The sequence below is a fragment of the Pseudomonas sp. S09G 359 genome (assembly GCF_002843605.1).
GTDB lineage: Bacteria > Pseudomonadota > Gammaproteobacteria > Pseudomonadales > Pseudomonadaceae > Aquipseudomonas.
The window spans coordinates 887133-911717 of record NZ_CP025263.1 but is presented as its reverse complement, the minus strand read 5'-3'; the positions used below and the strand labels follow the sequence as shown (position 1 = coordinate 911717).

At 62.2% G+C, this 24585-nt stretch carries 22 protein-coding genes and 1 pseudogene; 16 read left to right on the top strand and 7 right to left on the bottom strand.

The window, feature by feature from the left end; all coding sequences use genetic code 11:
- The first annotated feature begins 52 nt into the window (after nucleotides 1–52).
- Both pta and CXQ82_RS03985 read left to right on the top strand, forming a co-directional pair.
- Complete coding sequence (pta, locus tag CXQ82_RS03990; RefSeq protein WP_101266376.1) at nucleotides 53–2152, top strand: phosphate acetyltransferase; 2100 nt, start codon at nucleotides 53–55, stop codon at nucleotides 2150–2152.
- Nucleotides 2153–3052: an acyltransferase gene (locus CXQ82_RS03985; protein WP_101266374.1), complete on the top strand. Its 900-nt coding sequence runs from the start codon at nucleotides 2153–2155 to the stop codon at nucleotides 3050–3052. It abuts the gene before it with no gap.
- A 335-nt stretch (nucleotides 3053–3387) separates the two neighbouring features.
- Here CXQ82_RS03985 and CXQ82_RS03980 read toward each other — a convergent pair.
- From CXQ82_RS03980 to CXQ82_RS03960, 4 genes and pseudogenes are all read right to left on the bottom strand, one after another.
- Nucleotides 3388–3462: pseudogene (locus tag CXQ82_RS03980) on the bottom strand (YkgJ family cysteine cluster protein); the annotation flags it as partial.
- Between the two features lie 399 nt (nucleotides 3463–3861).
- Nucleotides 3862–5760 carry a sulfate adenylyltransferase subunit CysN gene (gene cysN, locus CXQ82_RS03975; protein WP_101266372.1) on the bottom strand — a complete coding sequence of 633 codons (1899 nt, stop codon included), beginning with the start codon at nucleotides 5758–5760 and terminating at the stop codon, nucleotides 3862–3864.
- A gap of 9 nt (nucleotides 5761–5769) precedes the next feature.
- Nucleotides 5770–6687, bottom strand: coding sequence for a sulfate adenylyltransferase subunit CysD (gene cysD / locus CXQ82_RS03970; protein ID WP_017137614.1), 918 nt, complete (start codon nucleotides 6685–6687; stop codon nucleotides 5770–5772).
- Nucleotides 6688–6932: 245 nt separating this feature from the next.
- Nucleotides 6933–7691 (bottom strand): Nif3-like dinuclear metal center hexameric protein, encoded by a 759-nt coding sequence (locus tag CXQ82_RS03960; RefSeq protein ID WP_101266367.1) that lies wholly within the window; start codon nucleotides 7689–7691, stop codon nucleotides 6933–6935.
- Nucleotides 7692–7793: 102 nt separating this feature from the next.
- Here CXQ82_RS03960 and algW point away from each other — a divergent pair, with 102 nt between their 5' ends.
- Together algW and CXQ82_RS03950 are read left to right on the top strand one after the other, a co-directional pair.
- Nucleotides 7794–8948 (top strand): Do family serine endopeptidase AlgW, encoded by a 1155-nt coding sequence (algW, locus tag CXQ82_RS03955; RefSeq protein WP_101266364.1) that lies wholly within the window; start codon nucleotides 7794–7796, stop codon nucleotides 8946–8948.
- A gap of 113 nt (nucleotides 8949–9061) precedes the next feature.
- Nucleotides 9062–11158, top strand: a complete 2097-nt coding sequence (locus tag CXQ82_RS03950) for a TonB-dependent siderophore receptor (RefSeq protein WP_101266361.1) — start codon at nucleotides 9062–9064, stop codon at nucleotides 11156–11158.
- A 171-nt stretch (nucleotides 11159–11329) separates the two neighbouring features.
- On the opposite strand, the gene hemH is transcribed toward CXQ82_RS03950, so the two are convergent.
- Complete coding sequence (gene hemH / locus CXQ82_RS03945; protein ID WP_101266359.1) at nucleotides 11330–12355, bottom strand: ferrochelatase; 1026 nt, start codon at nucleotides 12353–12355, stop codon at nucleotides 11330–11332.
- 14 nt (nucleotides 12356–12369) lie between these two features.
- Nucleotides 12370–13269: a TIGR01777 family oxidoreductase gene (locus CXQ82_RS03940; protein ID WP_101266358.1), complete on the bottom strand. Its 900-nt coding sequence runs from the start codon at nucleotides 13267–13269 to the stop codon at nucleotides 12370–12372.
- A gap of 211 nt (nucleotides 13270–13480) precedes the next feature.
- On the opposite strand from CXQ82_RS03940, the gene CXQ82_RS03935 reads away from it, so the two are divergent.
- The 12 genes from CXQ82_RS03935 (at nucleotide 13481) to CXQ82_RS03880 (ending at nucleotide 23476) form a co-directional block, all read left to right on the top strand.
- A complete protein-coding gene (locus CXQ82_RS03935; RefSeq protein ID WP_101266356.1) occupies nucleotides 13481–14467 on the top strand; it encodes an NAD(P)/FAD-dependent oxidoreductase in 987 nt (328 codons plus the stop codon).
- On the top strand, nucleotides 14464–14679 hold the full coding sequence (locus CXQ82_RS03930) for a TIGR02450 family Trp-rich protein (RefSeq protein ID WP_101266354.1): 216 nt from the start codon (nucleotides 14464–14466) through the stop codon (nucleotides 14677–14679). The genes CXQ82_RS03935 and CXQ82_RS03930 overlap by 4 nt, the downstream gene beginning before the upstream one ends.
- 112 nt (nucleotides 14680–14791) lie before the next feature.
- Nucleotides 14792–15754, top strand: coding sequence for a DUF523 and DUF1722 domain-containing protein (locus CXQ82_RS03925; RefSeq protein ID WP_101266352.1), 963 nt, complete (start codon nucleotides 14792–14794; stop codon nucleotides 15752–15754).
- A 3-nt stretch (nucleotides 15755–15757) separates the two neighbouring features.
- Nucleotides 15758–16687, top strand: a complete 930-nt coding sequence (locus CXQ82_RS03920; RefSeq protein ID WP_101266350.1) for a MerR family transcriptional regulator — start codon at nucleotides 15758–15760, stop codon at nucleotides 16685–16687.
- Nucleotides 16688–18130 (top strand): deoxyribodipyrimidine photo-lyase, encoded by a 1443-nt coding sequence (gene phrB / locus CXQ82_RS03915; RefSeq protein WP_101266348.1) that lies wholly within the window; start codon nucleotides 16688–16690, stop codon nucleotides 18128–18130.
- Nucleotides 18123–18545, top strand: a complete 423-nt coding sequence (locus CXQ82_RS03910) for a nuclear transport factor 2 family protein (RefSeq protein WP_101266345.1) — start codon at nucleotides 18123–18125, stop codon at nucleotides 18543–18545. Before phrB ends, CXQ82_RS03910 begins: the two co-directional genes overlap by 8 nt.
- Nucleotides 18542–19324, top strand: a complete 783-nt coding sequence (locus CXQ82_RS03905) for an SDR family oxidoreductase (protein ID WP_101266343.1) — start codon at nucleotides 18542–18544, stop codon at nucleotides 19322–19324. The genes CXQ82_RS03910 and CXQ82_RS03905 overlap by 4 nt, the downstream gene beginning before the upstream one ends.
- Nucleotides 19321–20568, top strand: coding sequence for an NAD(P)/FAD-dependent oxidoreductase (locus tag CXQ82_RS03900; RefSeq protein ID WP_101266340.1), 1248 nt, complete (start codon nucleotides 19321–19323; stop codon nucleotides 20566–20568). The genes CXQ82_RS03905 and CXQ82_RS03900 overlap by 4 nt, the downstream gene beginning before the upstream one ends.
- Complete coding sequence (locus CXQ82_RS03895; protein ID WP_101266338.1) at nucleotides 20565–21374, top strand: DUF1365 domain-containing protein; 810 nt, start codon at nucleotides 20565–20567, stop codon at nucleotides 21372–21374. The genes CXQ82_RS03900 and CXQ82_RS03895 overlap by 4 nt, the downstream gene beginning before the upstream one ends.
- The gene (locus CXQ82_RS03890; RefSeq protein WP_101266336.1) at nucleotides 21361–22632 is read left to right on the top strand and encodes a cyclopropane-fatty-acyl-phospholipid synthase family protein; all 1272 of its coding nucleotides are present in this window, start codon (nucleotides 21361–21363) and stop codon (nucleotides 22630–22632) included. Before CXQ82_RS03895 ends, CXQ82_RS03890 begins: the two co-directional genes overlap by 14 nt.
- A complete protein-coding gene (locus CXQ82_RS03885) occupies nucleotides 22625–23116 on the top strand; it encodes a DUF2878 domain-containing protein (protein ID WP_101266334.1) in 492 nt (163 codons plus the stop codon). Before CXQ82_RS03890 ends, CXQ82_RS03885 begins: the two co-directional genes overlap by 8 nt.
- Nucleotides 23117–23170: 54 nt before the next feature.
- Complete coding sequence (locus tag CXQ82_RS03880; RefSeq protein WP_101266332.1) at nucleotides 23171–23476, top strand: YkgJ family cysteine cluster protein; 306 nt, start codon at nucleotides 23171–23173, stop codon at nucleotides 23474–23476.
- 577 nt (nucleotides 23477–24053) lie between these two features.
- Here CXQ82_RS03880 and CXQ82_RS03875 read toward each other — a convergent pair.
- Entirely contained in the window at nucleotides 24054–24572 is a 519-nt protein-coding gene (locus tag CXQ82_RS03875; protein ID WP_101266330.1) for an acyloxyacyl hydrolase, read from the bottom strand.
- Nucleotides 24573–24585: the final 13 nt, after the last annotated feature.

Below are 24585 nucleotides of genomic sequence, written 5' to 3'. Positions count from 1 at the left end.
AGGCCATCAGCTATAGACGGCCACCGAAGCCATGCACCTCCAGAGAATTCGCATGCAGACTTTTTTTATCGCGCCCACCGATTTTGGTGTGGGTCTGACCTCCATCAGCCTTGGGCTGGTGCGTACGCTTGAACGGGCCGGGCTGAAAGTCGGCTTCTTCAAACCGATTGCCCAGCCGCACCCCGGCGATACCGGCCCCGAACGCTCCACCGAGCTGGTGGCCCGCACCCACGGCCTGAAGCCGCCACAGCCGCTGGGCCTGGCCCACGTCGAGCGCATGCTCGGCGACGGCCAGTTGGATGAGCTGCTCGAAGAAATCATCACCCTCTACCAGCAAGCCGCCGTGGGCAAGGACGTGCTGATCGTCGAAGGCATGGTGCCGACCCGCAGCGCCAGCTATGCAGCGCGGGTCAACCTGCACCTGGCCAAGAGCCTGGACGCGGAAGTGATCCTGGTTTCGGCCCCGGAAAACGAAGTGCTCACCGAACTCTCCGGCCGCGTGGAATTGCAGGCCCAACTGTTCGGCGGCCCGAAAGACCCGAAAGTACTCGGCGTAATCCTCAACAAGGTGCGCACCGACGAAAGCATGGAAGCCTTCTCGGCGCGCCTCAAAGAGCACTCACCGCTGTTGCGCAGCGGCGATTTCCGCCTGCTCGGCTGCATTCCCTATCAGCCGGAACTCAACGCGCCGCGCACCCGCGACGTGGCCGACCTGATGGGCGCACAGATCCTCAATGCCGGCGACTACGAAACCCGGCGCATGACCAAGATCATCATCTGCGCACGCACCATGCGCAACACCGTCGAGCTGCTCAAGCCCGGCGTGCTGGTGGTCACCCCCGGCGACCGCGACGACATCATCCTCGCCGTCAGCCTGGCCGCGATCAACGGCGTGCCCCTGGCCGGCCTGCTGCTGACCAGCGACACCCTGCCCGACCCGCGCATCATGGATTTGTGCCGTGGTGCGTTCCAGGCCGGGCTGCCGGTGCTGTCGGTGAGCACCGGTTCCTACGACACGGCGAACCAGCTCAACAGCCTCAACAAAGAAATCCCCATCGATGACCGCGAGCGCGCAGAGATCATCACCGACTTCGTCGCCAGCCACCTCGATGCGCGCTGGCTGCACCAACGCTGCGGCACACCACGGGAAATGCGCCTGTCGCCGGCGGTGTTCCGCTACCAGCTGATCCAGCGCGCCCAGGCCGCCAACAAACGTATCGTGCTGCCCGAAGGCAGCGAGCCGCTGACCGTGCAGGCGGCCGCCATCTGCCAGGCCCGGGGCATCGCCCGCTGCGTGTTGCTGGCCAAGCCGGCGGACGTGGAGGCTGTCGCCCGCGCCCAGGGCATCGAATTGCCCGAGGGCCTGGAGATTCTCGACCCGGACCTGATTCGCCAACGTTATGTCGAGCCGATGGTGGCGCTGCGCAAGAGCAAAAGCCTCAATGCGCCGATGGCCGAGCAGCAACTGGAAGACACCGTGGTGATCGCCACCATGATGCTGGCGCTGGACGAAGTGGATGGCCTGGTTTCCGGGGTGATCCACTCCACCGCCAACACCATCCGCCCTGCCCTGCAGCTGATCAAGACCGCACCGGGCTGCACCCTGGTGTCGTCGGTGTTCTTCATGCTGTTCCCCGAGCAGGTGCTGGTGTACGGCGACTGCGTGATGAACCCGCATCCAAGCGCCGCCGAACTGGCGGAAATCGCCCTGCAAAGCGCCGACTCGGCCGCGGCGTTCGGGATTACCCCGCGCGTGGCGATGATCAGCTATTCCAGCGGCGATTCGGCCAGTGGTGAAGAAGTCGAGAAAGTCCGCGAAGCCACCCTGCTCGCCCATGAACAGCAAAGCTCGCTGCTGATCGACGGCCCGTTGCAATACGACGCCGCCGCCAACGAAACCGTCGCGCGCCAATTGGCCCCCGACAGCCTGGTGGCGGGCAAGGCCACGGTGTTTGTGTTCCCGGACCTCAACACCGGCAACACCACCCATAAGGCCGTGCAACGCAGCGCCGATTGCGTGAGCCTGGGGCCGATGCTCCAAGGCCTGCGCAAACCGGTCAATGACCTGCCACGCGGCGCCCAGGTCGACGACATCGTGTACACCATCGCACTCACTGCGATCCAAGCCGCCAACCGACCTATGGATATCTAAATGCTGGATTTTCTACCTGCCGCCGTGCGCGGGGTGATCGCGTCCTTGTTGTTGGCGCTGAACACGATCCTGTTGTGCTCGTTCCTGTTTATCGTCGCGCTGTTCAAGGCGCTGCCGTTTGCCAAACGCTTCAGCGAATGGCTGATGAACCACACGCACGAAGCCTGGGTGACCAACAACAAAGGCTGGATGAACCTGGTGCGGCGAACGCGCTGGCACCTCACCGGCCTGGAAGGCCTGGACTACGAGCACTCGTACCTGGTGACCAGCAACCACCAGAGCTGGGTCGACATCATGGTGCTGCAATATGTGCTCAACCGGCGCATTCGCCCGCTGAAGTTCTTCCTCAAGCAAGAGCTGATCTGGGTGCCGGTGATTGGCCTGGCCTGGTGGGCATTGGGCTTCCCGTTCATGAAGCGCTACACCAAGGCCTACCTGGAAAAACACCCGGAGAAGAAAGGCAAAGACCTGGAAACCACCCGCAAGACCTGTGCGAAGTTTCGCGACAACCCGGTGGGGATTTTCAACTTTGCCGAAGGCACACGGTTTACTCCGGGCAAGCATGCACAACAGCAGTCGCCGTTTCGCTACCTGCTCAAACCCAAGGCGGGCGGGATTGCGTTTGTGCTGGATGCCATGGGTGAACAACTGAAGTCACTGGTGAACGTGACCATCCACTACCCTGCCGGCCGCCCGGGTTACTGGGATTTGCTGTGCGGGAACGTGCAGGATGTGGTGGTGCAGTTTGAAGAGGTGCAGATTCCAGCCGAGTTCATTGGCAAGAATTATGAGCAGGACGGGGAGTACCGGTTGGCGTTCCAAGGCTGGATCAATCGCTTGTGGCAAGAGAAGGATGCCCTGCTGGACAAACTTCACACTGATTTCCCAGGCAAACAATGATCAAAAATGTGGGAGGGGGGGCTTGCCCCGATAGCGGTGTGTGAGCCGAGTACCTACTAGCTGACACACTGCAATCGGGGGCAAGTCGAATCGTCGCACCGCCCCTCCCACATTTGAACTTCATCGGATTCAGAATCAGCAATACGCCGTAGCCAGACTCACTTATGTGGCGAGCGGGCTTGCCCGCGTTGGGCTGCGAAGCAGCCCTAAAACCATTCACCGCAGTTCTTACTGAAACAACAGGTCGTGTGGATTGGGGCCGCTTCGCGCCCCAACGCGGGCAAGCCCGCTCGCCACAAAAGCCCGATGGTCACATAAGCACTTCAATCGGCTTTTCAGCGATACGCCGTGGCAATCCCCTGGCGCTCGTCAATGCATTCCGGTGCACCGATCTCGAATTCCCGGAAGATCCCCTGTGGGAGGGGCGGTGCGACGATTCGACTTGCCCCGATAGCGGCGCATCAGTAACAGATGTACTGACTGACACACTGCCATCGGGGGCAAGTCGAATCGTCGCACCGCCCCTCCCACATTTGAATTTCATCGGATTCAGAATCAGCAATACGCCGTAGCCAGACTCACTTATGTGGCGAGCGGGCTTGCCCGCGTTGGGCTGCGAAGCAGCCCTAAAACCATTACCGCAGTTCTTACTGAAACAACGGGGCGTGTGGATTGGGGCCGCTTCGCGCCCCAACGCGGGCAAGCCCGCTCGCCACAAAAGCCCGATGGTTGACCGAGTGTTTTTCAAGCTCCCACAAAAAAGCCCGCCACCGAGTGCTCGGTGGCGGGCTTTTTTGTGGCCGCGAGGTTTAGATCGCGCCGCGTTGACGCAACAGTTCCAGCACTTGCTTGACGCTGTCTTCCAGCGACAGGGCCTGGGTGTCGATCACCAGGTCGGCATTCAACGGCACGTCGTACGGGAAGGATTCGCCCGGGATGTTATCCCCGCCAGCGGCGTACAGGCCTTGCGGGTCACGCTCGGCGCATACCAGTGGCGATGCCTGCACGTACACGGTCAGCAAACGCTCGCTGCCGATCAGCGCCTTGGCCTGTTCGCGGCCTTCGGCGTCCGGCGCAACGAACGCGGCCAGGGTCAGCAGGCCGGCTTCGTTGAACTGGCGCGCCACGTGGGCGGCACGACGCCAGTTTTCGGTACGCCCGGCACGGTCCTGAGGCAGCCCCTTGTTCAGGTCGTGACGCAGGTTCTGGCCATCCAGTACGAACACCGCGCGGCCCATGTCGAAGAGCTTGCGCTCAACCGCATAGGCCAAGGTGCTTTTGCCGGCGCCCGACAGGCCGCTGAACAACACGGTAGCCGGTTGCTGGCCGAAACGCTGGGCACGCTCTTCGGTGGCCACGTGGGCCAACTTGCCGTGCTGCGCCGCGCTGCCGTGGGTCACTGGCGGCGCGATGATCATGCCCGCAGCCACAGTGCCGTTGGTCAAACGGTCGATCACGATAAACGCGCCGGTGGTGCGGTTGCTGTCGTAACCGTCCAGCGCGATGGCGGCGTCGAGGCTGACCTTGACGCGGCCAATCTCGTTCAACTGCAGCGAACTCGCCGGGCCTTCGGCCAGGGTGTTCACGTCCACGCGGTGCACGATGCTGGTGATGGAACCCGGCACGTAGCTGGTGGCGCGCTTGATGTCGTATTTCTTGCCCGGCAGCATCGGCTCCTCGGCCATCCACACCAGCATGGCGTCGAAGGCGTCGGTCACTTGCGGCACGTTGTCGGCATGCACCAGCAGGTCGCCACGGGAGATGTCGATCTCGTCTTCCATGGTCAGGGTCACGGCCTGGCCTGGGCCGGCGTGCTCCAGTTCACCGTCGAAGGTGACGATGGATTTGACCCGGCTGCTCTTGCCCGACGGCAGCACCACGACTTCGTCGCCCTTGTGCACGATGCCACTGGCCAAGGTGCCGGCGAAACCACGGAAGTTCAGGTTCGGACGGTTGACGTACTGCACCGGGAAACGCAGGTCGGTGTAGTTGCGGTCGTTGGCGATCTCGACGGTTTCGAGGATCTCCATCAGCGACTGCCCGGTGTACCAAGGCGAACGCTCGCTCTTGTTCACCACGTTGTCTCCCTTGAGCGCCGACATCGGCACAAAGGCCATGGTGCTCGGCTTGAAGGCTATACCGTCGGCGAACTTCAGGTAATCGGCCTTGATCTGCTCGAATACATTCTGGTCGAAGCCATTGATGTCCATCTTGTTGACGGCAATCACGATGTGCTTGATGCCCAGCAACGAGGCGATAAAGCTGTGGCGACGGGTCTGGGTCTGCACGCCGTAGCGGGCGTCGATCAGGATGATCGCCAGGTCACAGGTGGAGGCACCGGTAGCCATGTTGCGGGTGTACTGCTCATGGCCGGGGGTGTCGGCGATGATGAATTTGCGCTTGGCGGTGGAGAAGTAGCGGTACGCGACATCAATGGTGATGCCCTGCTCACGCTCGGCCTGCAGGCCGTCGACCAGCAACGCCAGGTCGATGTCGTCACCGGTGGTGCCGGACTTCTTCGAATCGCGGGTGATGGCTTCCAGGTGATCTTCGTAGATCATCTTGGAGTCGTGCAGCAGGCGCCCGATCAGGGTGCTCTTGCCGTCATCGACGTTGCCGCAGGTCAGGAAGCGCAACATCTCTTTGCGCTCATGCTGGCCCAGGTAGGCGAGGATGTCCTCGCTGATCAAATCAGATACATGCGACATGACAGCCCCTTAGAAATAGCCTTGACGTTTTTTATCTTCCATCGAGCCGGCGCCATCGTGATCGATGACTCGGCCCTGGCGCTCGGAAGTTCGCGTCAGGAGCATTTCCTGAATGATGTCCGTCAGCGTCTCGGCTTCGGACTCCACCGCGCCCGTCAACGGGTAGCAGCCAAGGGTACGGAAACGTACTTTCTTTTTGACGATTCGGGCTTTGTCTTCGTCGGACAAGTGCTCGAGGATGCGGTCGTCGTCGATCATGATCAACGTGCCGTTCTTCTCGATCACGTCGCGCTCGGCGGCGAAGTACAGTGGAACGATCGGGATGCCTTCCAGGTAGATGTACTGCCAGATGTCCAGCTCGGTCCAGTTGGACAGCGGGAACACACGGATCGACTCACCCTTGTTGACGTTGCCGTTGTAGACGTTCCACAGCTCAGGGCGCTGGTTTTTCGGGTCCCAGCGGTGCTTGCTGTCGCGGAACGAGTACACGCGCTCTTTGGCACGGGATTTCTCTTCATCGCGACGGGCGCCGCCGAACGCGGCGTCGAAACCATGCTTGTCCAAGGCCTGCTTGAGGCCTTCGGTCTTCATGATGTCGGTGTGCTTGGCGCTGCCGTGGGTGAACGGGTTGATGCCCTGCGCCACACCGTCGGGGTTGACGTGGGTGATCAGGTCCAGGCCGAGCTCTTCGACCATCTTGTCGCGGAACTTGTACATCTCCTGGAATTTCCAGCGGGTATCGACGTGCATCACTGGAAACGGCAGCTTGCCCGGGAAAAAGGCCTTGCGTGCCAGATGCAGCATCACGGCGGAGTCTTTACCGATCGAGTAGAGCATCACCGGGTTATCAAACTCGGCAGCGACCTCGCGGATGATGTGGATGCTTTCCGCCTCCAGCTGTTTCAGATGCGTCAGTTTGTCGACCATGGTTACTCACGGAAAAACGATCTTATGGACGGCCAAGCGGGCCGTGTTCGAGCGGGGCATGCTAGCACAGCACCTTCTTCTATTCAGGGAGCTGGCTAGATCGAAACGGTATATGAATATGCTCCCGAGTTTGGCTCTTTGTGGGAGGGGGCTTGCCCCCGATGGCGGTGTGTCAGCCACACATGTATCCACTGACAGCCTGCTATCGGGGGCAAGCCCCTCCCACATTTGAACCCGATTGTTAATCAGATCGGGTTGGGGCAGTCGATGAACAAGTGCTCCAAGGCAAACCGCCGCGCCAGGTAATCACCCAACGCCTGCACGCCGTAGCGCTCAGTGGCGTGATGGCCGGCGGCGATGAAGCTGATGTCGTTTTCCCGCGCGCTGTGGAAGGTCTGCTCGGAGGCTTCACCGCTGAGGTACAGGTCGACACCGGCGGCAATCGCGTCGTCGATGTAGCCTTGGCCACCGCCGGTGCACCAGCCAACGCGGCGGATCATGTCGCTGCCCTCGATCAGCAGCGGCTCGCGGCCCATCACCTCCTGTACACGGCGAGCGAAGTCGCGGGGGGACAGGGGCTCGGCCAGGGAGCCGACCAGGCCGACAATCTTCGGGTTGCTCGGGTCCAAAGGGCCCTCGACGGTGATGTCCAACTGGCGCGCCAGCTGCACGTTGTTGCCCACCTCCGCATGCAGGTCCAGCGGCAGGTGGTAGGCCAGCAGGCTGATGTCGTGTTTGAGCAGGGTTTTCAGGCGGCGCTGCTTCATGCCGGTGATGCAGGGGTTTTCGCCTTTCCAGAAATAACCGTGGTGCACCAGCACCAAATCAGCCTGGGCTTCGACGGCGGCATCCAGCAATGCCTGGCTGGCGGTCACGCCGCTGACGATGCGCATCACCTGCGGGCGGCCCTCGACCTGCAGGCCATTGGGGCAATAATCGGCAATTTTTGCGCTGCCGAGGTAGCGGTCCGCTTCCTCGACGAGGGTGCTCAAAGCAACGGCCATAAAAGACTCCTAAATATCCCGTTCCGAGGCGCTCGCAGCCTCGTATAATGCGCGACATTATGGGCGCTCTCCCGCCCCCTGCAACCTGTCAGGACTTACTTGATGCTCAAGGCACTGCGTTTTTTTGGATGGCCATTGTTGGCTGGCGTGCTGATCGCGATGCTGATCATTCAGCGTTTCCCCGAGTGGGTGGGCTTACCCAGCTTTGATGTGAACCTGCAACAGGCCCCGCAAACCAGCGCGGTGGTGCAAGGCCCGGTGACTTACGCCGACGCGGTGGTCATCGCCGCCCCGGCCGTGGTCAACCTGTACACCACCAAGGTCATCAACAAACCGGCGCATCCGTTGTTTGAAGACCCGCAGTTCCGCCGCTATTTCGGCGACAACGGGCCCAAACAGCGACGCATGGAATCCAGCCTGGGTTCCGGGGTGATCATGAGCCCTGAAGGCTACATCCTCACCAACAACCACGTGACCACCGGCGCCGACCAGATTGTGGTGGCCCTGCGTGACGGCCGTGAAACCCTGGCCCGGGTGGTGGGCAGCGACCCGGAAACGGACCTGGCCGTGTTGAAGATCGACTTGAAAAGCCTGCCCTCGATCACCCTCGGCCGCTCCGACGGCCTGCGCGTAGGTGACGTGGCGCTGGCCATCGGCAACCCGTTCGGCGTGGGGCAGACGGTGACCATGGGTATCATCAGCGCCACCGGGCGTAACCAGTTGGGGCTCAACAGCTACGAAGACTTCATCCAGACCGACGCGGCGATCAACCCGGGCAACTCCGGCGGCGCGCTGGTGGATGCCAATGGCAACCTGACCGGGATCAACACCGCGATTTTCTCCAAGTCCGGCGGCTCCCAGGGCATCGGCTTTGCGATCCCGGTGAAGCTGGCGATGGAGGTGATGAAGTCGATCATCGAGCATGGCCAGGTGATTCGCGGCTGGCTGGGGATTGAAGTACAGCCGCTGACCAAGGAACTGGCCGAGTCGTTTGGCCTGACCGGGCGCCCTGGCATCGTGGTCGCCGGGATCTTCCGCGACGGCCCGGCGCAAAAAGCCGGCCTGCAATTGGGGGATGTGATCCTCAGCATCAATGGCGAACCGGCTGGCGATGGGCGCAAGTCGATGAACCAGGTGGCGCGGATCAAACCGACCGACAAGGTGGCGATCCAGGTGATGCGCAACGGCAAAGAGATCAAGCTGCTGGCGGAAATCGGCCTGCGCCCACCGCCGGCACCGGTTAAAGAAGAAGAGTAAGCAGCGCGCCCCAGGTACCCGTACGCGGGTACCTGTAAGCTAATATTTCAAAGCGAAGGCATTCTCATTAGTCATGTTATATTGTTTCAATATCGCTATTGGAACGCTCTATCATGCCGTCTCGAAGAATTGCCCCCTTGGCTGGCCTGGCCCTGGGGTTGCTGCTGGACCCCGCCTTTGCCGAAGACAACACCCTGGAGCTCGACACCATCAGCGTCACCACCGACGCCTATGAATCCGCCACCGGCCCGGTCAAGGGCTACCGCGCTACCCGCTCCGCCAGCGCGACAAAAACTGACACGGCCTTGCGCGATATCCCACAGTCCATCAGCGTTATCCCCGCCACGGTGCTCAAGGACCTGGGCAGCACAAACGTGGAACGCGCCCTGGAGTTTGCCGGCGGCGTGTCCAAGCAAAACAACTTTGGCGGCCTGACCCTTTACGAATACAGCGTGCGCGGCTTCACCACCTCGGAGTTCTACCAGGACGGGTTCAGCGCCAATCGCGGCTACCCGAGCACACCGGACGCGGCCAATATCGAACGCATCGAAGTGCTCAAGGGCCCTGCCGCCAGCCTGTACGGGCGCGGCGACCCCGGCGGCACGGTGAATATCGTGACTAAAAAACCCCAGCCGGACGCCTTCACCACCCTGCAAACCAGTGCCGGCAGCTGGGACCGCTATCGCACCGCGCTCGACGTCAACACCCCGCTGGACGCCGAAGGCCAGGTGCTGTCGCGGGTCAACCTGGCGGTGGAAGACAACCACAGCTTCCGCGATCACGTGCAGAGCAAGCGCGTGTTCGTCGCGCCCTCCTTCAGCTGGCAATTGAACCCGGATACCAGCCTGCTGGTGGAAAGCGAATTCGTGCGCCACAGTTCCACCTTCGACCGGGGCATCGTCGACGCCCCCGGCATGTCGCGTTCCACCTTCCTCGGCGAGCCCAACGACGGTGACATCGACAACCACAACAACCGCCTCCAGGCCACCCTCGAACACCACCTCAATGACGCCTGGAAACTGCGCCTGGCCAGCCACTACAAGCAAGGCAGCCTGTGGGGCGACGCCTCGGAAAACCGCGCGCTGAACGCCGACGGCCACACCCTCAACCGCCGTTACCGCGAGCGCTCCATGGGTTGGCATGACAGCATTACCCAGCTTGAACTGCGGGGTTTGTTCGACATCGGCAGTTGGCAGCATGAATTGCTGATCGGCAGCGAGTACGAGGACTACCGCAAGCAGGAGCGCGTGACCGCGATTGCCGGCAGCCCCTACGCCATCGACCTCTACAACCCGGTCTACGGCCAGCCCAAGCCCAATGGCACACGCTCTGGCACGGACTTCTTCGAGCAGACCAAAAGCCAGGCGCTGAACCTGCAGGACCAGATCATCTTCACCGACCGCCTGCGGGGCATGGTCGGCGCGCGCTTCGAGCATTTCGAACAGAGCACCGATGACTTCTCGCGCAACCACGCCAAGAGCCGGCAAACCCACGACGCCCTTACCCAGCGCGCCGGCCTGCTCTACCAGCTCACGCCTGAAGTCGGCGTGTTCGCCAATGCCTCCACCTCGTTCAAGCCCAACAGCGGGCTGGATGCCGACGGCAAATCCTTCAAGCCCGAAGAAGGCGTGGGCTATGAAGTGGGCATCAAGAGCGAGCTGTTCGACGACCGCCTCAGCGCCACTCTCGCCGCGTTCCATATCGAAAAGGAAAACGTGCTGGCCCTGGACCCCGCCACCAACACCAACCGCGCCATGGGCAAGGCCCGCAGCCAGGGGTTCGACCTGCAATTGAGCGGGCAAGTGACGGACGCAGTGCGGGTGATCGGCGCCCTGGCCTATATCGACGCAGAAGTGACCAAGGGCGACAAGGCCATCCCCGCCGGCAGCCGCATCCTCGGCGTGGCCAAGCGCAGCGGCAGTCTGTTGGGGGTGTATGAATTCCAGGATGGGATGTTGCGTGGTTCAGATTTGGGCGCGGCGTTCACGTATGTGGGGGATCGCTCGGGTGAAGCCGGCACGCGTTTCGAGCTGCCGGCTTACCACACGGTCGATCTGCTGGCCCATTACAAGGCCACGCAGAATGTCACCGTGGGGCTGAACCTGAACAACCTGTTCGATGAAAAATACTACGAGCGCTCCTACAGCAATTACTGGGTCAACCCCGGCGATCCGCGCAATTTCACCGTCAGCCTGACCCTTAACCTGTAAAAAAAGCCACGCAAAAATGTTCCTCGGCGAAGCACATCACGAGCAAACACCACAAAATAATGTGGGAGCGGGCTTGCTCGCGAAAGCGGCGGATCAGTCAACACATTCGGTGACTGACACTACGCATTCGCGAGCAAGCCCGCTCCCACATTGGGTACCCACTCGGGTTGATTACAGTGACAACGGCGCTCTTTCACAAAGTGTGTTCAACGCCACCGCCCACTGCGGGTCATCATTCAGGCACGGCACCAATACCAGTTCCTCGCCCCCCGCCTCGCGGAACTGCTCCAGGCCGCGGTCGCCAATTTCTTCCAGTGTCTCGATGCAATCGGCGACAAACGCCGGGCACATCACCAGCAGCTTTTTAACGCCTTGTTGGGCCAGGGCTTCCAGGCGCGCCTCAGTGTAGGGTTCGATCCACTTGGCGCGGCCCAGACGCGATTGGAAGGCCACCGACCATTTATCGTCCGGCAACCCCATGCGCTCGGCGAAGTCGCGGGCGACGCTGAAACACTGCGCGCGATAGCAGGTCTTGAGCACCTCGGCAGACGCGTTCTTGCAGCAGTCGGCGTCCTTGAAGCAATGCTGGCCGGTAGGATCAAGTTTGGTCAGATGCCGCTCAGGCAAGCCGTGAAAGCTCAGCAGCAGGTGGTCGTAATCCTGGTCCACGTAAGGCCGCGCGCTCGCGACCAGTGCGTCGAGATACTCCGGTTGGTCGTAGAACGGTTGCAGGATCGAGAACTGCACGTTGAGCTTTTTGTCGCGTACCACCCGCCGGGCTTCTTCGATCACCGTGGTCACGGTGCTGTCGGCAAATTGCGGGTACAGCGGCGCCAACGTGACTTTCTGGATGCCTTGGGCCGCCAGGCGGGTGAGGGTCGTTTCCAGGGACGGCTCGCCATAACGCATCGCCAATTCGACCGGGCCTTGGGTCCACTGCGTGGTCATCTGCTGTTGCAGGCGACGGCTGAGCACCACCAGCGGCGAGCCTTCGTCCCACCAGATGGAGGCATAGGCGTGGGCCGACTGCTCGGGGCGCTTGATCAAGATCAGCGACACCAGCAAGCGCCGCACCGGCCACGGCAGGTCGATCACATAAGGGTCCATCAAAAACTGATTGAGGTAGCTGCGCACATCGGCCACCGAGGTGGACGCCGGTGAACCCAGGTTGACCAGTAACAACGCGTGATCCGTCATGCAACATCCTATTTCTAGAGGCGGCTGGATAAGTCGTCCAAGGCCGCGCGCAACTCAGTGAACTGGAAAGTGAAACCGGCGGCCAGCAAGCGCTCGGGCAGCGCCTTCTGCCCGCCCAGCAACAGGCCGGACAACTCGCCCAGGCCCACCTTCAACGCAAAGGCCGGCATCGGCATAAAGGCCGGGCGGTGCAGTACCTGGCCGAGTGTCTTGGCGAACTCGCGGTTACGCACCGGGTGCGGCGCGCAAGCATTATAAGGACCGCTGGCGTCCTCCTTGTGCAGAAGAAAATCAATCAGGCCGATTTGATCCTTTATGTGTACCCACGGCATCCACTGCCGACCATTGCCGATAGGCCCGCCCAGCGCGAGTTTGAACGGCAGCAACAGCCGCGACAAAAAGCCGCCCTCGGCGGCCAGCACCAGGCCGGTACGCACCAGCACCACGCGAATGCCCAAGGCTTCGGCGCGCTGGGCGGTTTCTTCCCAGGCGATACACAGTTGGCTGGGGAAATCGTCCTGCACCGGGCCGCTGGCTTCGGTCAATTCGCGCTCACCGCCGTCGCCGTACCAGCCCACTGCGGAACCGGAAATCAACACCGCCGGCTTTTGCTCCCTGCGTTCCAGCCATGCCAGCAGGGTTTCGGTAAGGCTGATGCGGCTGCTCCACAACAAGGCCTTGCGCTTGTGGGTCCAGGGGCGGTCGGCGATGGGAGCGCCGGCCAGATTGACCACCGCGTCGACGCTACCGATCACCTCTTCCAGGCGCGCCACGCCCAGCACCTCGGCGCCGCACAAGGACGCGACTTCTTCAGGGTGGCGGCTCCATACAGTCAGTCGGTGGCCCTGGGCGAGCCAGTGTCGGCAGAGTTGGCGACCGATCAATCCGGTACCGCCGGTCAGCAAAATATGCATGGGATCTTCCTCATGTAACGTTCGCCGCCCATCACTGGTCTATTTTGTATAGAGGGATGATTTGTAATCGGGCGTGTCATTTGTTCAAGCCTCAGCTTTAACCATAGGTCACGCCGTAAGAACAGGTACGCCAAAACTTATACCAAAAAACAATATTGTACAGCTATTGGTGTCGGCGTAGTCTGTACCCAACGGTAAAACGAGGCCTCCCATGACTGTTCCCATCGCGATCATCGGCACCGGCATCGCCGGTCTCTCCGCCGCCCGAGCGTTACAAGACGCGGGGCACGCTGTAAAACTCTTCGATAAAAGCCGCGGCAGCGGTGGCCGCATGTCCAGCAAGCGCAGCGATGCCGGCGCTCTGGACATGGGCGCGCAATACTTCACTGCCCGCGACCGGCGCTTCGTCAACGAAGTGCAGCGCTGGCAGAGCAATGGCTGGGCCGAGCAATGGAAACCGCAGCTGTACAACTTCAAGTCCGGCCAGCTCACCCCCTCCCCTGATGAACAGATCCGCTGGGTCGGCACCCCGCGCATGAGCGCGATCACCCGCGCGCTGTTGGATGACCTGCCGGTGGAATTCGGTTGCCGCATCACCGAAGTGTTCCAGGGCAAACACCACTGGAACCTGCTGGACGCCGACGGCGGCAATCACGGCCCGTTCAGCCACGTGATTATCGCCACGCCCGCCCCGCAAGCCACCGCCCTGCTGGCCGCCGCGCCCAAGTTGGCGAGTGCCGCCGCCGGAGTGAAGATGGACCCCACCTGGGCCATCGCCCTGGCTTTCGACAAACCGTTGGATACGCCCATGGAAGGCTGCTTCGTGCAAGACAGCCCCCTCGACTGGCTGGCGCGCAACCGCAGCAAACCCGGGCGCGACAACACCCTCGACACCTGGGTATTGCACGCCACCAGCGCCTGGAGCAAGGCCCACCTCGACCTGTCCAAGGAAGCCGTGATCGAACACCTGCACGGCGCCTTCGCGGAACTGCTGCACAGCGCCATGCCCGCGCCGTCGTTCAGCCTGGCGCACCGCTGGCTCTACGCGCGTCCGTCCAGCGCGCATGAGTTCGGCGTACTCGCCGACGCCGACCTGGGCCTGTATGTGTGTGGCGACTGGTGCCTGTCGGGCCGGGTCGAAGGGGCCTGGCTCAGTGGCCAGGAAGCCGCGCGCCGCTTGATCGAGCACCTGCAATGAACCGCATCAACCCTGCCAAGTTGCTGCTGTCGAAGTGGACAGCAGCCCATCCGCGCAACAAGGAAAAACACTTCCTGGTCACCGAGCTGTTTCGCGACGACGAAGGCAGTGTGCTCGAAATCGAACTGCAAGCCGTGATGACCCGGCGCGCCGAGCGCCTGGCCTGGCAAACTCTGCAAAATGCCGACGCCTGGCGCATGGGCTGGAAATAACCCCCTCGCAAATACTTGTACAAAATATTTGACTTGTACAGCATCAAACCTATGATGAGATTTAGTTGTACAAGCTTTCCATCTTGTACAGGATTCTCGCAGAGGTTTGCTCATGTCCAGCACCGGCACCAAGCCCAAGATCGCCATCAGCGCCTGCCTGCTCGGCGAGAACGTTCGCTTCAACGGTGGGCATAAACAATCGCTGCTGTGCAGCCAGACCCTCGCGGACTATTTCGACTTTGTGCCGCTGTGCCCCGAGGTTGCCATCGGCCTGGGCATCCCCCGCGAACCCATCCGCCTGGTGGGCGACCCCGCCCACCCGCAAGCCTTGGGCACGGTGAACCGCGAGCTGAATGTGACCCAACCGCTGGACGACTACGGTCAACAGATGGCTGCAGAACACACCGACTTGTGCGGTTATATTTTTATGCAGAAGTCGCCGTCGTGCGGCCTGGAGCGGGTCAAGGTGTACCGCGCCAACGGCACGCCGGTGGATGGCGGCGGGCGCGGCATCTACGCCCAGGCGTTTTGCGCGCGCCACCCCAACCTGCCGGTGGAAGAAGACGGTCGGCTGAATGACCCGGTGTTGCGGGAAAACTTCCTGACCCGCGTCTTCGTGTATGCCAGCTGGCAACAACTGCTGGGCGAAGGCCTGACCCGCCATCGCTTGCTGGCCTTTCACGCGCGCTACAAATACCTGCTGATGGCGCACAGCCCCGTGCACTACAAAAGCCTCGGCCATCGGCTGGGCAGCATGGGCAAGGGCACCAACCTCGACGAACTGGCCGCCTGCTACTTCACCGAACTGATGACCGGCCTGACCAAGTGCGCCACCCGTGGCACCCACACCAATGTGCTGCAACACATCAGCGGCTACCTCAAGCAGGCCATCAGCGCCGACGACAAACAGGAAATGCAAACCGTCATCGGCCAATACCGCCACGGCATCGTGCCGCTGGTGGTGCCACTGACGTTGCTCAAACACCACTTTCGCCAACACCCGGACCGCTACATCGCGCAACAGGCTTACCTGCAACCGCACCCGGAAAACCTCAGCCTACGTAATGCGATCTGACCGATGAAAGCTGCCCTGCAAGACCAACCCGGCGAAGACCTCGCCCAAGCCTTCGAAGATGGCTGGTTGCCGATTCGCGAAGTGGCGCGCCAAACCGGCGTCAACGCCGTGACCCTGCGCGCCTGGGAACGCCGCTACGGCCTGATCGTGCCCCAGCGCACGCCCAAGGGCCATCGGCTGTTCAGCGCCGAGCATGTGCAACGCATCCACACCATCCTCACCTGGCTCAATCGCGGCGTGCCGGTCAGCCAGGTCAAAGGCCTGATCGACTCGGCCCAGGCGCTGCCCGATGCGGTCGAGAACGAATGGCATGCCCTGCGGCAAACCCTGGTCAACGCCATCAGCGAGCTGAACGAACGCCGGGTCGACGACGCCTTCAACCAGGCCATGGCGCTGTACCCGCCGCGCACCCTCTGCGAGCAACTGCTGCTGCCGCTGCTGCAAGAGCTGGAACTGAAATGGCAGGGGCAATTTGGCGCGCAGATGGAACGGGTGTTTTTCCTGTCCTGGCTGCGCAGCAAATTTGGCGCGCGCATTTATCACAACAATCGCCAATTGCACGGCGCGCCGCTGCTGCTGGTCAACCAGTCCGACCTGCCCCTGGAGCCGCACCTGTGGCTCAGCGCCTGGTTGGCCAGCAGCGCCGATTGCCCGGTGGAGGTCTTCGACTGGCCGTTGCCTGTCGGCGAACTGGCCCTGGCGGTGGAGCACCTGAAGCCGCGCGCGGTGCTGCTGTATTCGAGCAAGGCCCTCCACTTGTCGGCACTGGTAAAACTTTTGACCGGCGTGGGTTGCCCAAAGTTGATCGTCGGACCAACGGTATGCATCCACCAGGCGGAGCTGGCCGTATTCACCCGTGACACCGCGGAATTGTTCGTGGCCGAAGACCCATTGTCGGCCCATCAGATACTGATCCAGCGTGGACTTATTTAAATGCACTTGATCTGGCTGCGCACCGACCTGCGCCTACACGACAACACCGCCCTGGCTGCCGCCTGCCAGCGAGGCCCGGTGGCGGCCGTGTACCTCATCACCCCAGAGCAATGGCTGGCCCATGACGATGCACCGTGCAAAGTGGATTTCTGGTTGCGCAACCTGCAGCACCTGAGCCGGGCCCTGGGCGAACTGAATATTCCCTTGCTGATTCGCCATGCCGCGACCTGGGACCAGGCGCCCGCCGTACTCGGCCAATTGTGCCGCGAGCTGTCGGTGGCCTCGGTGCACGTCAACGAAGAATATGGCGTGCATGAAAGCCGTCGCGATGCGGCGGTGGCCGAAGCCCTGGAAGCCCAGGACGTGACCTTCCACAGCTACCTGGACCAGCTGTTTTTCCAACCGGGCAGCGTGCTGACCAAAACCGGCACCTACTTCCAGGTGTTCAGCCAGTTCCGCAAGGTCTGCTACAGCCGCTTGCACAGCGCACTGCCGCGCCTGGTCGCGACGCCAAAAGCCCAGGCCGCGCTGGATGTGAAAAGCGACCCGATCCCCGACCAGGTTGAGGGTTTCGAGCCGCCCAGCGACACCTTGCGCGCCCTCTGGCCCGCCGGTGAAGACGAAGCCCGGCGCCGGCTCGACGCCTTCGCCGACCAGCAGATCAGCTATTACAAGGACGAGCGCGACTTCCCGGCCAAACCCGGCACCAGCCAGCTCTCGGCCTACCTGGCAGCCGGCGTGGTTTCGCCGCGTCAGTGCCTGCATGCTGCGCTGCTAACCAACAGGGGCGAGTTCGAAAGTGGCGATATCGGCGCCATCACCTGGATCAACGAATTGCTCTGGCGTGAGTTCTACAAACACATTCTGGTCGGCTACCCACGGGTTTCGCGGCACCGCGCATTCCGCCCCGAGACCGAAGCGCTGGCCTGGCGTAACGCGCCCAAGGACCTCGCCGCCTGGCAGCAGGCCCGCACCGGCCTGCCGATCATCGACGCGGCCATGCGCCAGCTGCTGGAAACCGGCTGGATGCACAACCGCCTGCGGATGGTGGTGGCGATGTTCCTGACCAAAAACCTGTTGATCGACTGGCGTGAAGGCGAGCGTTTCTTCATGCGTCACCTGATCGACGGCGACCTGGCGGCCAACAACGGCGGCTGGCAGTGGAGTTCGTCCACCGGCACCGACTCGGCGCCGTACTTCCGGATTTTCAGCCCGTTGAGCCAGTCGGAAAAATTCGACGGCGAAGGCGTGTTCATCAAGCGCTGGCTGCCGGAATTGGCCGCGCTGAATAAAAAAGAAGTGCACAACCCCGAAGCCGCCGGTGGCCTGTTCGGCGTGGCGGATTACCCGCGCTCGATAGTCGACCTCAAGCAATCGCGCGAGCGCGCCCTGGCGGCCTTTCGCAACCTGCCTGCACGCCAGGAGGTCGCCGAACATGAGTGACTTCCTGCGCCGGTTCGCCCAGGCCTTTGCCACGCTGGACAAGCACAACCTGCACCGGCTCGACAGCCTCTACAGTCAGGACATCGTCTTCACCGACCCGCTGCATGAAGTCCACGGGTTACCGGAAATACGGCGTTACTTCGCCGAGCTGTACAGCAACGTCAGCCAGCTGCGCTTCGATTTTCACGGCTTCGACCAAGTGGCCGAGGGCGAAGGCTACCTGCGCTGGAAAATGAGTTTTTGCCACCCGCGGCTGAACCGCGGCCAAGTGATCCGAGTGGAAGGCTGCTCGCACCTGCTGTGGCGCGACAAGGTCTACCGCCATCGCGATTATTTCGACGCCGGCGCCATGCTCTACGAACACTTGCCCGTATTGGGCAGCGTGGTCGGCTGGCTGAAAAGGAGAATGGGATGAGCCTTACACCGCCCCGCCGATATTGGCTGACCGGCGCCAGCAGTGGCATTGGCGCCTCACTGGCCGTGGAGCTGCTCAACAGCGGCGCCCATGTGGCCCTCAGTTCGCGCAGCAAAGGCCCACTGGAAGCCCTCGCCCACCGGTACCCGGGCCAAGTGCTGGTGGTGGCCGGCGACCTCACCAACAGCCAGACCGTGCGCGAGATCGGCGAACAGATCGGCGCGGCCTGGGGCGCGGTCGACACGGTGATCCTCAACGCCGGCACCTGTGAATATGTCGACGCCCGGCAGTTTGACGCCTCCATCGTCGAGCACGTGGTGCGCACCAACCTGCTGGCGAGCAGCTATTGCATCGAAGCCGCGCTGCCGCTGCTGCGCGCCGGCAACACCCCGCACCTGGTGGGCGTGGCCAGCGCCGTGACCTACCTGCCGATGCCTCGCGCCGAAGCCTATGGCGCGTCCAAGGCCGGCCTGCGTTACCTATTTGAAGCCCTGCGCATCAGCCTGTCGCCGGAAAATATCGACGTCACGGTGATCAGCCCGGGCTTTGTCGACACGCCGCTGACCGAGCGCAATGACTTCCCGATGCCGTTGAGCTGGTCGGCTGACAAGGCCGCGCGGCATATATTCGCCAAGCTGGGCAAACGCCCACTGGAAATCGCCTTCCCTGCGCTGTTTATCGCCACCTTGTGGCCGCTGTCCAAACTGCCTAACCGTGCGCAACTGATCATCGGCAAACGCATGTTGCGCAGCCCGCCACCGCAGAAGGACGACCTGTGAAGATCGCCATCATCGGCAGCGGCATCGCCGGGCTGACCAGCGCCTACCTGCTGAGCCGTAGCCACGACATCACCCTGTTCGAGGCCGGCGACCGTATCGGCGGGCATACCCATACGGTCAACGTGACGGTCGAGGGGCAACACTACGCGGTGGACACCGGTTTCATCGTGTTCAACGACTGGACCTACCCCAATTTCATCCGCCTGCTGGGGCAGATCGGTGTGAAATTCAAACCCACCGAAATGAGCTTCTCGGTGTGTGACCAGAACGAAGGTTTCGAGTACAACGGCAATAACCTCAACAGCCTGTTTGCCCAACGCCGCAATATCCTGTCGCCGGGTTTCTGGGGCATGTTGCGTGACATCCTGCGCTTCAACCGCCAGGCGCCGCTGGATCTGCAGGAGCAACGCATCAGCGCCGAGATGACCCTGGGCGACTACCTCGTCGCCGGCGGCTACGGCCCACGGTTTATCCGCCATTACATCGTGCCGATGGGCGCGGCGATCTGGTCGATGTCGCTGGCGGACATGCTCGGTTTCCCGCTGCAATTCTTTGTGCGTTTCTTCAAGAACCACGGCTTGCTGTCGGTGAACAACCGGCCGCAATGGTGCGTAATCAAGGGCGGTTCAAGCAGCTATATAGAACCGCTGACCCGCAGCTTTCGCCAGCAGATCCGCCTCAACTGCCCGGTGCACGGGGTTGAGCGCGACGCCGAGGGCGTGGTTATCCACAGCGCTGCCGGCACCGAAGCCTTCGACAAAGTAGTGTTCGCCTGCCACAGCGACCAGGCATTGGCGCTGCTCGCCGACCCGAGCCAGGCCGAACAGGAGATCCTCGGCGCGCTGCCCTACGCCGACAACGACGTGGTGCTGCACACCGACACCCGCCTGCTGCCGGACCGCAAGCTGGCGTGGGCCAGCTGGAATTACCGGCTGAGTGGCGATGTGCAGACACAGGCCGCCGTCACCTACGACATGAACATCCTGCAAGGCATCGACAGCGCTACCACCTTTTGTGTCAGCCTGAACCAGACGTCGATGATCAACCCGCTGAAGGTGCTCGCGCGCTACACCTACGCCCATCCGCAATACAGCCTGGCGGCGGTGGCGGCGCAAAATCGCTGGGAAGAGTTGTGCGGCGCCCGCAACAGCTTTTACTGCGGCGCCTACTGGGCCAACGGCTTTCACGAAGACGGCGTGGTCAGCGCGCTGCGCGTGGCCCAGGCGTTTGGGGAGACCCTGTGAACAGCGCCCTGTACAGCGGCTGGATCGCCCACCGGCGGTTTGCGCCCAAGGCCCACGCCTTTCGCTACCGCATCGGCCTGCTGTACCTGGACCTCAGCGAGCAAGACCAAGTGCTTGGGCTATCGCCCCTGGCCGGCGCGAGCCGACTGGCGCCCTTCGGTTTTCGCCAGCAGGACTACCTGCGTAAATTGACGCGCCATGGCATGAGCCTCACCGACGCCGTGCGCCAGGAAGTCGGCAAGGCCCTGGGGCGTACCCCCGAGGGCGTTATCTGCCTGCTGACCCAGGCCCGCAGTTGGGGCCTGGCTTTTAACCCGGTGAGTTTCTTCTACTGTTTCGAGGCCGACGGGCAACTGGCCGCGATCCTGTGTGAAGTGACCAACACCCCATGGCGCGAGCGCTACCACTATGTGCTGCCGGCCCAGGCCCTGGGCGCGGATGAGCACCAGCACTTCGCCGTGGCCAAGGCGTTTCATGTGTCGCCGTTTTTGCCCCGCGACCTGGAATACCGCATGAGCTTCAGCCCGCCCGCCGCCCGGCTCGGCGTACATATGGCCGACTGGCAGGGCGAAGATAAAGTCTTCGACGCCACCCTCAGCCTGCAAAAGGAAGCGCTCAACCGCGCCAGCCTGCATCGCTACCTGTGGCGCTTTCCGTGGATGACCGCCAAGACCTGCCTGGCGATCTACTGGCAGGCCCTGCGCCTGCTGCTTAAACGCACACCGATTTTTTCCCACCGAGCCGCCGATGGCGCCTCTCGTACTGCAGTCGGGTATACCAAGGATCGCCGCCATGAAATCCCCTAGCTTATCGGTCAAGGCCAACCGCCTGAATGTCAACGGCGTGACCACGGCGCTGTTGCGCAAAGCCGTGCTGCGCCAACTCAGCCAACTGCGCCACGGCCAACTGGTGGTGATTGAGGAGGGCGAACGCCAAGTCTTCGGCGCACGGGAAGCGCACCTGCTGGGGGAGATCCAGATCCTCGACCCGGCGGTGTGGGGCCTGGTGGCCGCCAACGGTTCAATCGGCGCAGGCGAGGCGTTTATCCATGGCTATTGGAGCAGCCCGGACCTGACCGCCGTGGTGCGCGTGATGGTCAGCAACCTCGACGTACTCGATGCGATGGAGGGTGGCTTGGCGCGCTTGGCGCGGCCGTTCACCCAAGGCCTGCATTGGCTCAACCGCAATACGCGCAAGGGCTCGCAGAAAAACATCGCCGCCCACTACGACCTGGGCAATGACCTGTTCGAAGAATTCCTCGACCCCACCATGATGTATTCGGCCGCGCAATTTCTGACGCCCGACGACAGCCTGGAACAGGCGCAGCTGAACAAGCTCGAACGCATCTGCCAGAAACTCGCTCTCAAGCCTACCGACCACCTGCTGGAAATCGGCACCGGCTGGGGCAGCATGGCGCTGTACGCGGCGCAGCACTACGGCTGCAAGGTCACCACCACGACCCTCTCCAAAGAGCAGTTTGCCTACACCGAAAAGCGCATCGAGGCCCTGGGTTTAGAGGGGCAGGTCACCCTGTTGCTGCAGGATTACCGCGACCTGACCGGCGAGTACGACAAGCTGGTGTCGATCGAGATGATCGAGGCCGTGGGCCATCGCTTCCTGCCCACCTACTTCAAGCAATGCGCGCACCTGCTCAAGCGCGACGGCCTGATGCTGCTGCAAGCCATCACCATTCGCGACCAGCGTTTCGAGCAAGCCAAGAACAGCGTCGACTTCATCCAGCGCTACATTTTCCCCGGTGGAGCCCTGCCCTGCGTGCAGAACATGCTGCAGATCGTCAGCCGCGACACCGACATGAACCTGCTGCACATGGAGGATTTCGGCCTGCATTACGCGCGGACCTTGCGCCTGTGGCATGAGAATTTTCGCCGCGCCCATGGCCGTTTGACGGAACTGGGCTACGACGAATATTTCCTGCGACTGTGGGAGTTTTACCTGTGCTACTGCGAGGGCGGCTTTATGGAGCGCACCATCGGCACCGCGCAATTGCTGCTGGCCAAGCCCTCGGCGATCAACCCGCCGCTGCTCGGGCGCTTCAGTGCTTAAGAACCTCGCCAATGCCGCGCTGTTCCAGTGCGGTTGGTTTGCCTGCGTGCTGGGAGGCAACAGCCGCTGGTTGCTGGTGGGGGTGGCGGTACTGGCAGTCCATCTGCTGTGGCTCAGTGCATGGAGCAAGGAGGGCCAGGTGATCCTGGCCGTGACGTTGCTGGGGACGGTCGTCGACACCTCACTGAGGACCTTCGGTGTGTTTCACTTCAGCATGCCGGGGCCGCTGATCCCGCTTTGGCTGATCATGTTGTGGGCGCTGCTTGCCACGACCTTGCGCCATTGCCTGGCCTGGAGTGCAAGCCCCTGGTGGCGCGCCAGCCTGCTGGGCGCGCTGGGCGGGCCGTTGTCGTATTACGCGGGCAGCCAGTTGGCGGGGGTCAGTTTCGGCTACGGCACAGCGCCAAGCATGATCGGCCTGGCCGTGCTCTGGGCCCTGTTGTTTCCGCTGCTGCATTGGGTCGCCGATCAGCTTGGGCACTGACGCCCGTCAGAGCATTCACACGCGTATCACCCGCTTGCCTTACACTGCGCGCCTATGACCAACATCCCCCACACCCAGATCACCGAACCCGCCGTCACCTGCTCGACGTGCGCGGCCTGCTGCTGCCAGCTGGAAGTGATGCTGATCACCGACACCGGCGTGCCGGAACGCTACATCGACACCGACGATTGGGGCGGCGAAGTAATGCTGCGCCTGGACGACGGCTGGTGCGCGGCGCTGGATCGCGACACCATGATGTGCACGATCTACGAGCGCCGGCCGCTGATCTGCCGGGAATTCGAGATGGGCGCACCGGAGTGCATTGACGAACGCCAGGGGATTGCTACGGCGTATCGCTGAAAAGCCGATTGAAGTACCTATGTGACCATCGGGCCTTTGTGGCGAGCGGGCTTGCCCGCGTTGGGGCGCGAAGCGGCCCCAATCCACACGACCCGTTGTTTCAGTAAGAACTGCGGTGAATGGTTTTAGGGCTGCTTCGCACCCCAACGCGGGCAAGCCCGCTCGCCACATAAGTGAGCCTGGCTACGGCGTATCGCTGATTCTGAATCCGATGAAATTCAAATGTGGGAGGGCGCTTGCCCCCGATTGCAGTGTGTCCGCTAGTAAATGCTTGGCTGACACACCGCTATCGGGGGCAAGCCCCCTCCCACAGGGGATTTATGTGACCATCAGGCTTTTGTGGCGAGCGGGCTTGCCCGCGTTGGGGCGCGAAGCGGCGCCAATCCACACGACCCGGTGTTTCAGTAAGAACTGCGGTGAATGGTTTCAGGGCCGCTTCGCAGCCCAACGCGGGCAAGCCCGCTCGCCACATGAGTGAGTCTGGCTACGGCGTATCGCTGATTCTGAATCTGATGGAATTCAAATGTGGGAGGGGCGGTGCGACGATTCGACTTGCCCCCTCCCACAGGGAAGTTGCTTACAGTGGCAACGTGTAGTGCACCGCGTAACTCTCTACCCCATCGTTATTGCTGCTGATGCCGGCGTTGGAATAGTGCATGGCGCGTATGCCCACTTCATGCCCACCGTTGAAGCGCAGGCCAAAGCCCAGGCGGTCTTCGAACTGGAAGGCCTGGCCGATGTTGTTGTCTTCGACCTTGGTGCGGGAGAACACCGCCACACCGATACCGGCCTCGATGTACGGCTTGACCGACTCGCCAGCAAACTCATACACAAACACCGGCGAGAACGACAGGCTGCTGACGCTCGCGCGCTTGTCGCCGTCCCAGTAGGTGTAGGCGCCGCTCCAATAACCGGTCAATCGACCGGTGTCGCTCTGCCACCAGCTTTTATCCCAATTCGAGTTCAGCCCCAGACGGTAGGTCAGGGTCGAATCGCTGGTGCTCCCCACACCCATTTCCAGGCCGGCGGCCTGGGCCGAAAAAGAGTGTCCCACCACAGCGGCCGCAATCGCAGCCAAACAGAACAAGCGCTTCATAAGAAACATCCTT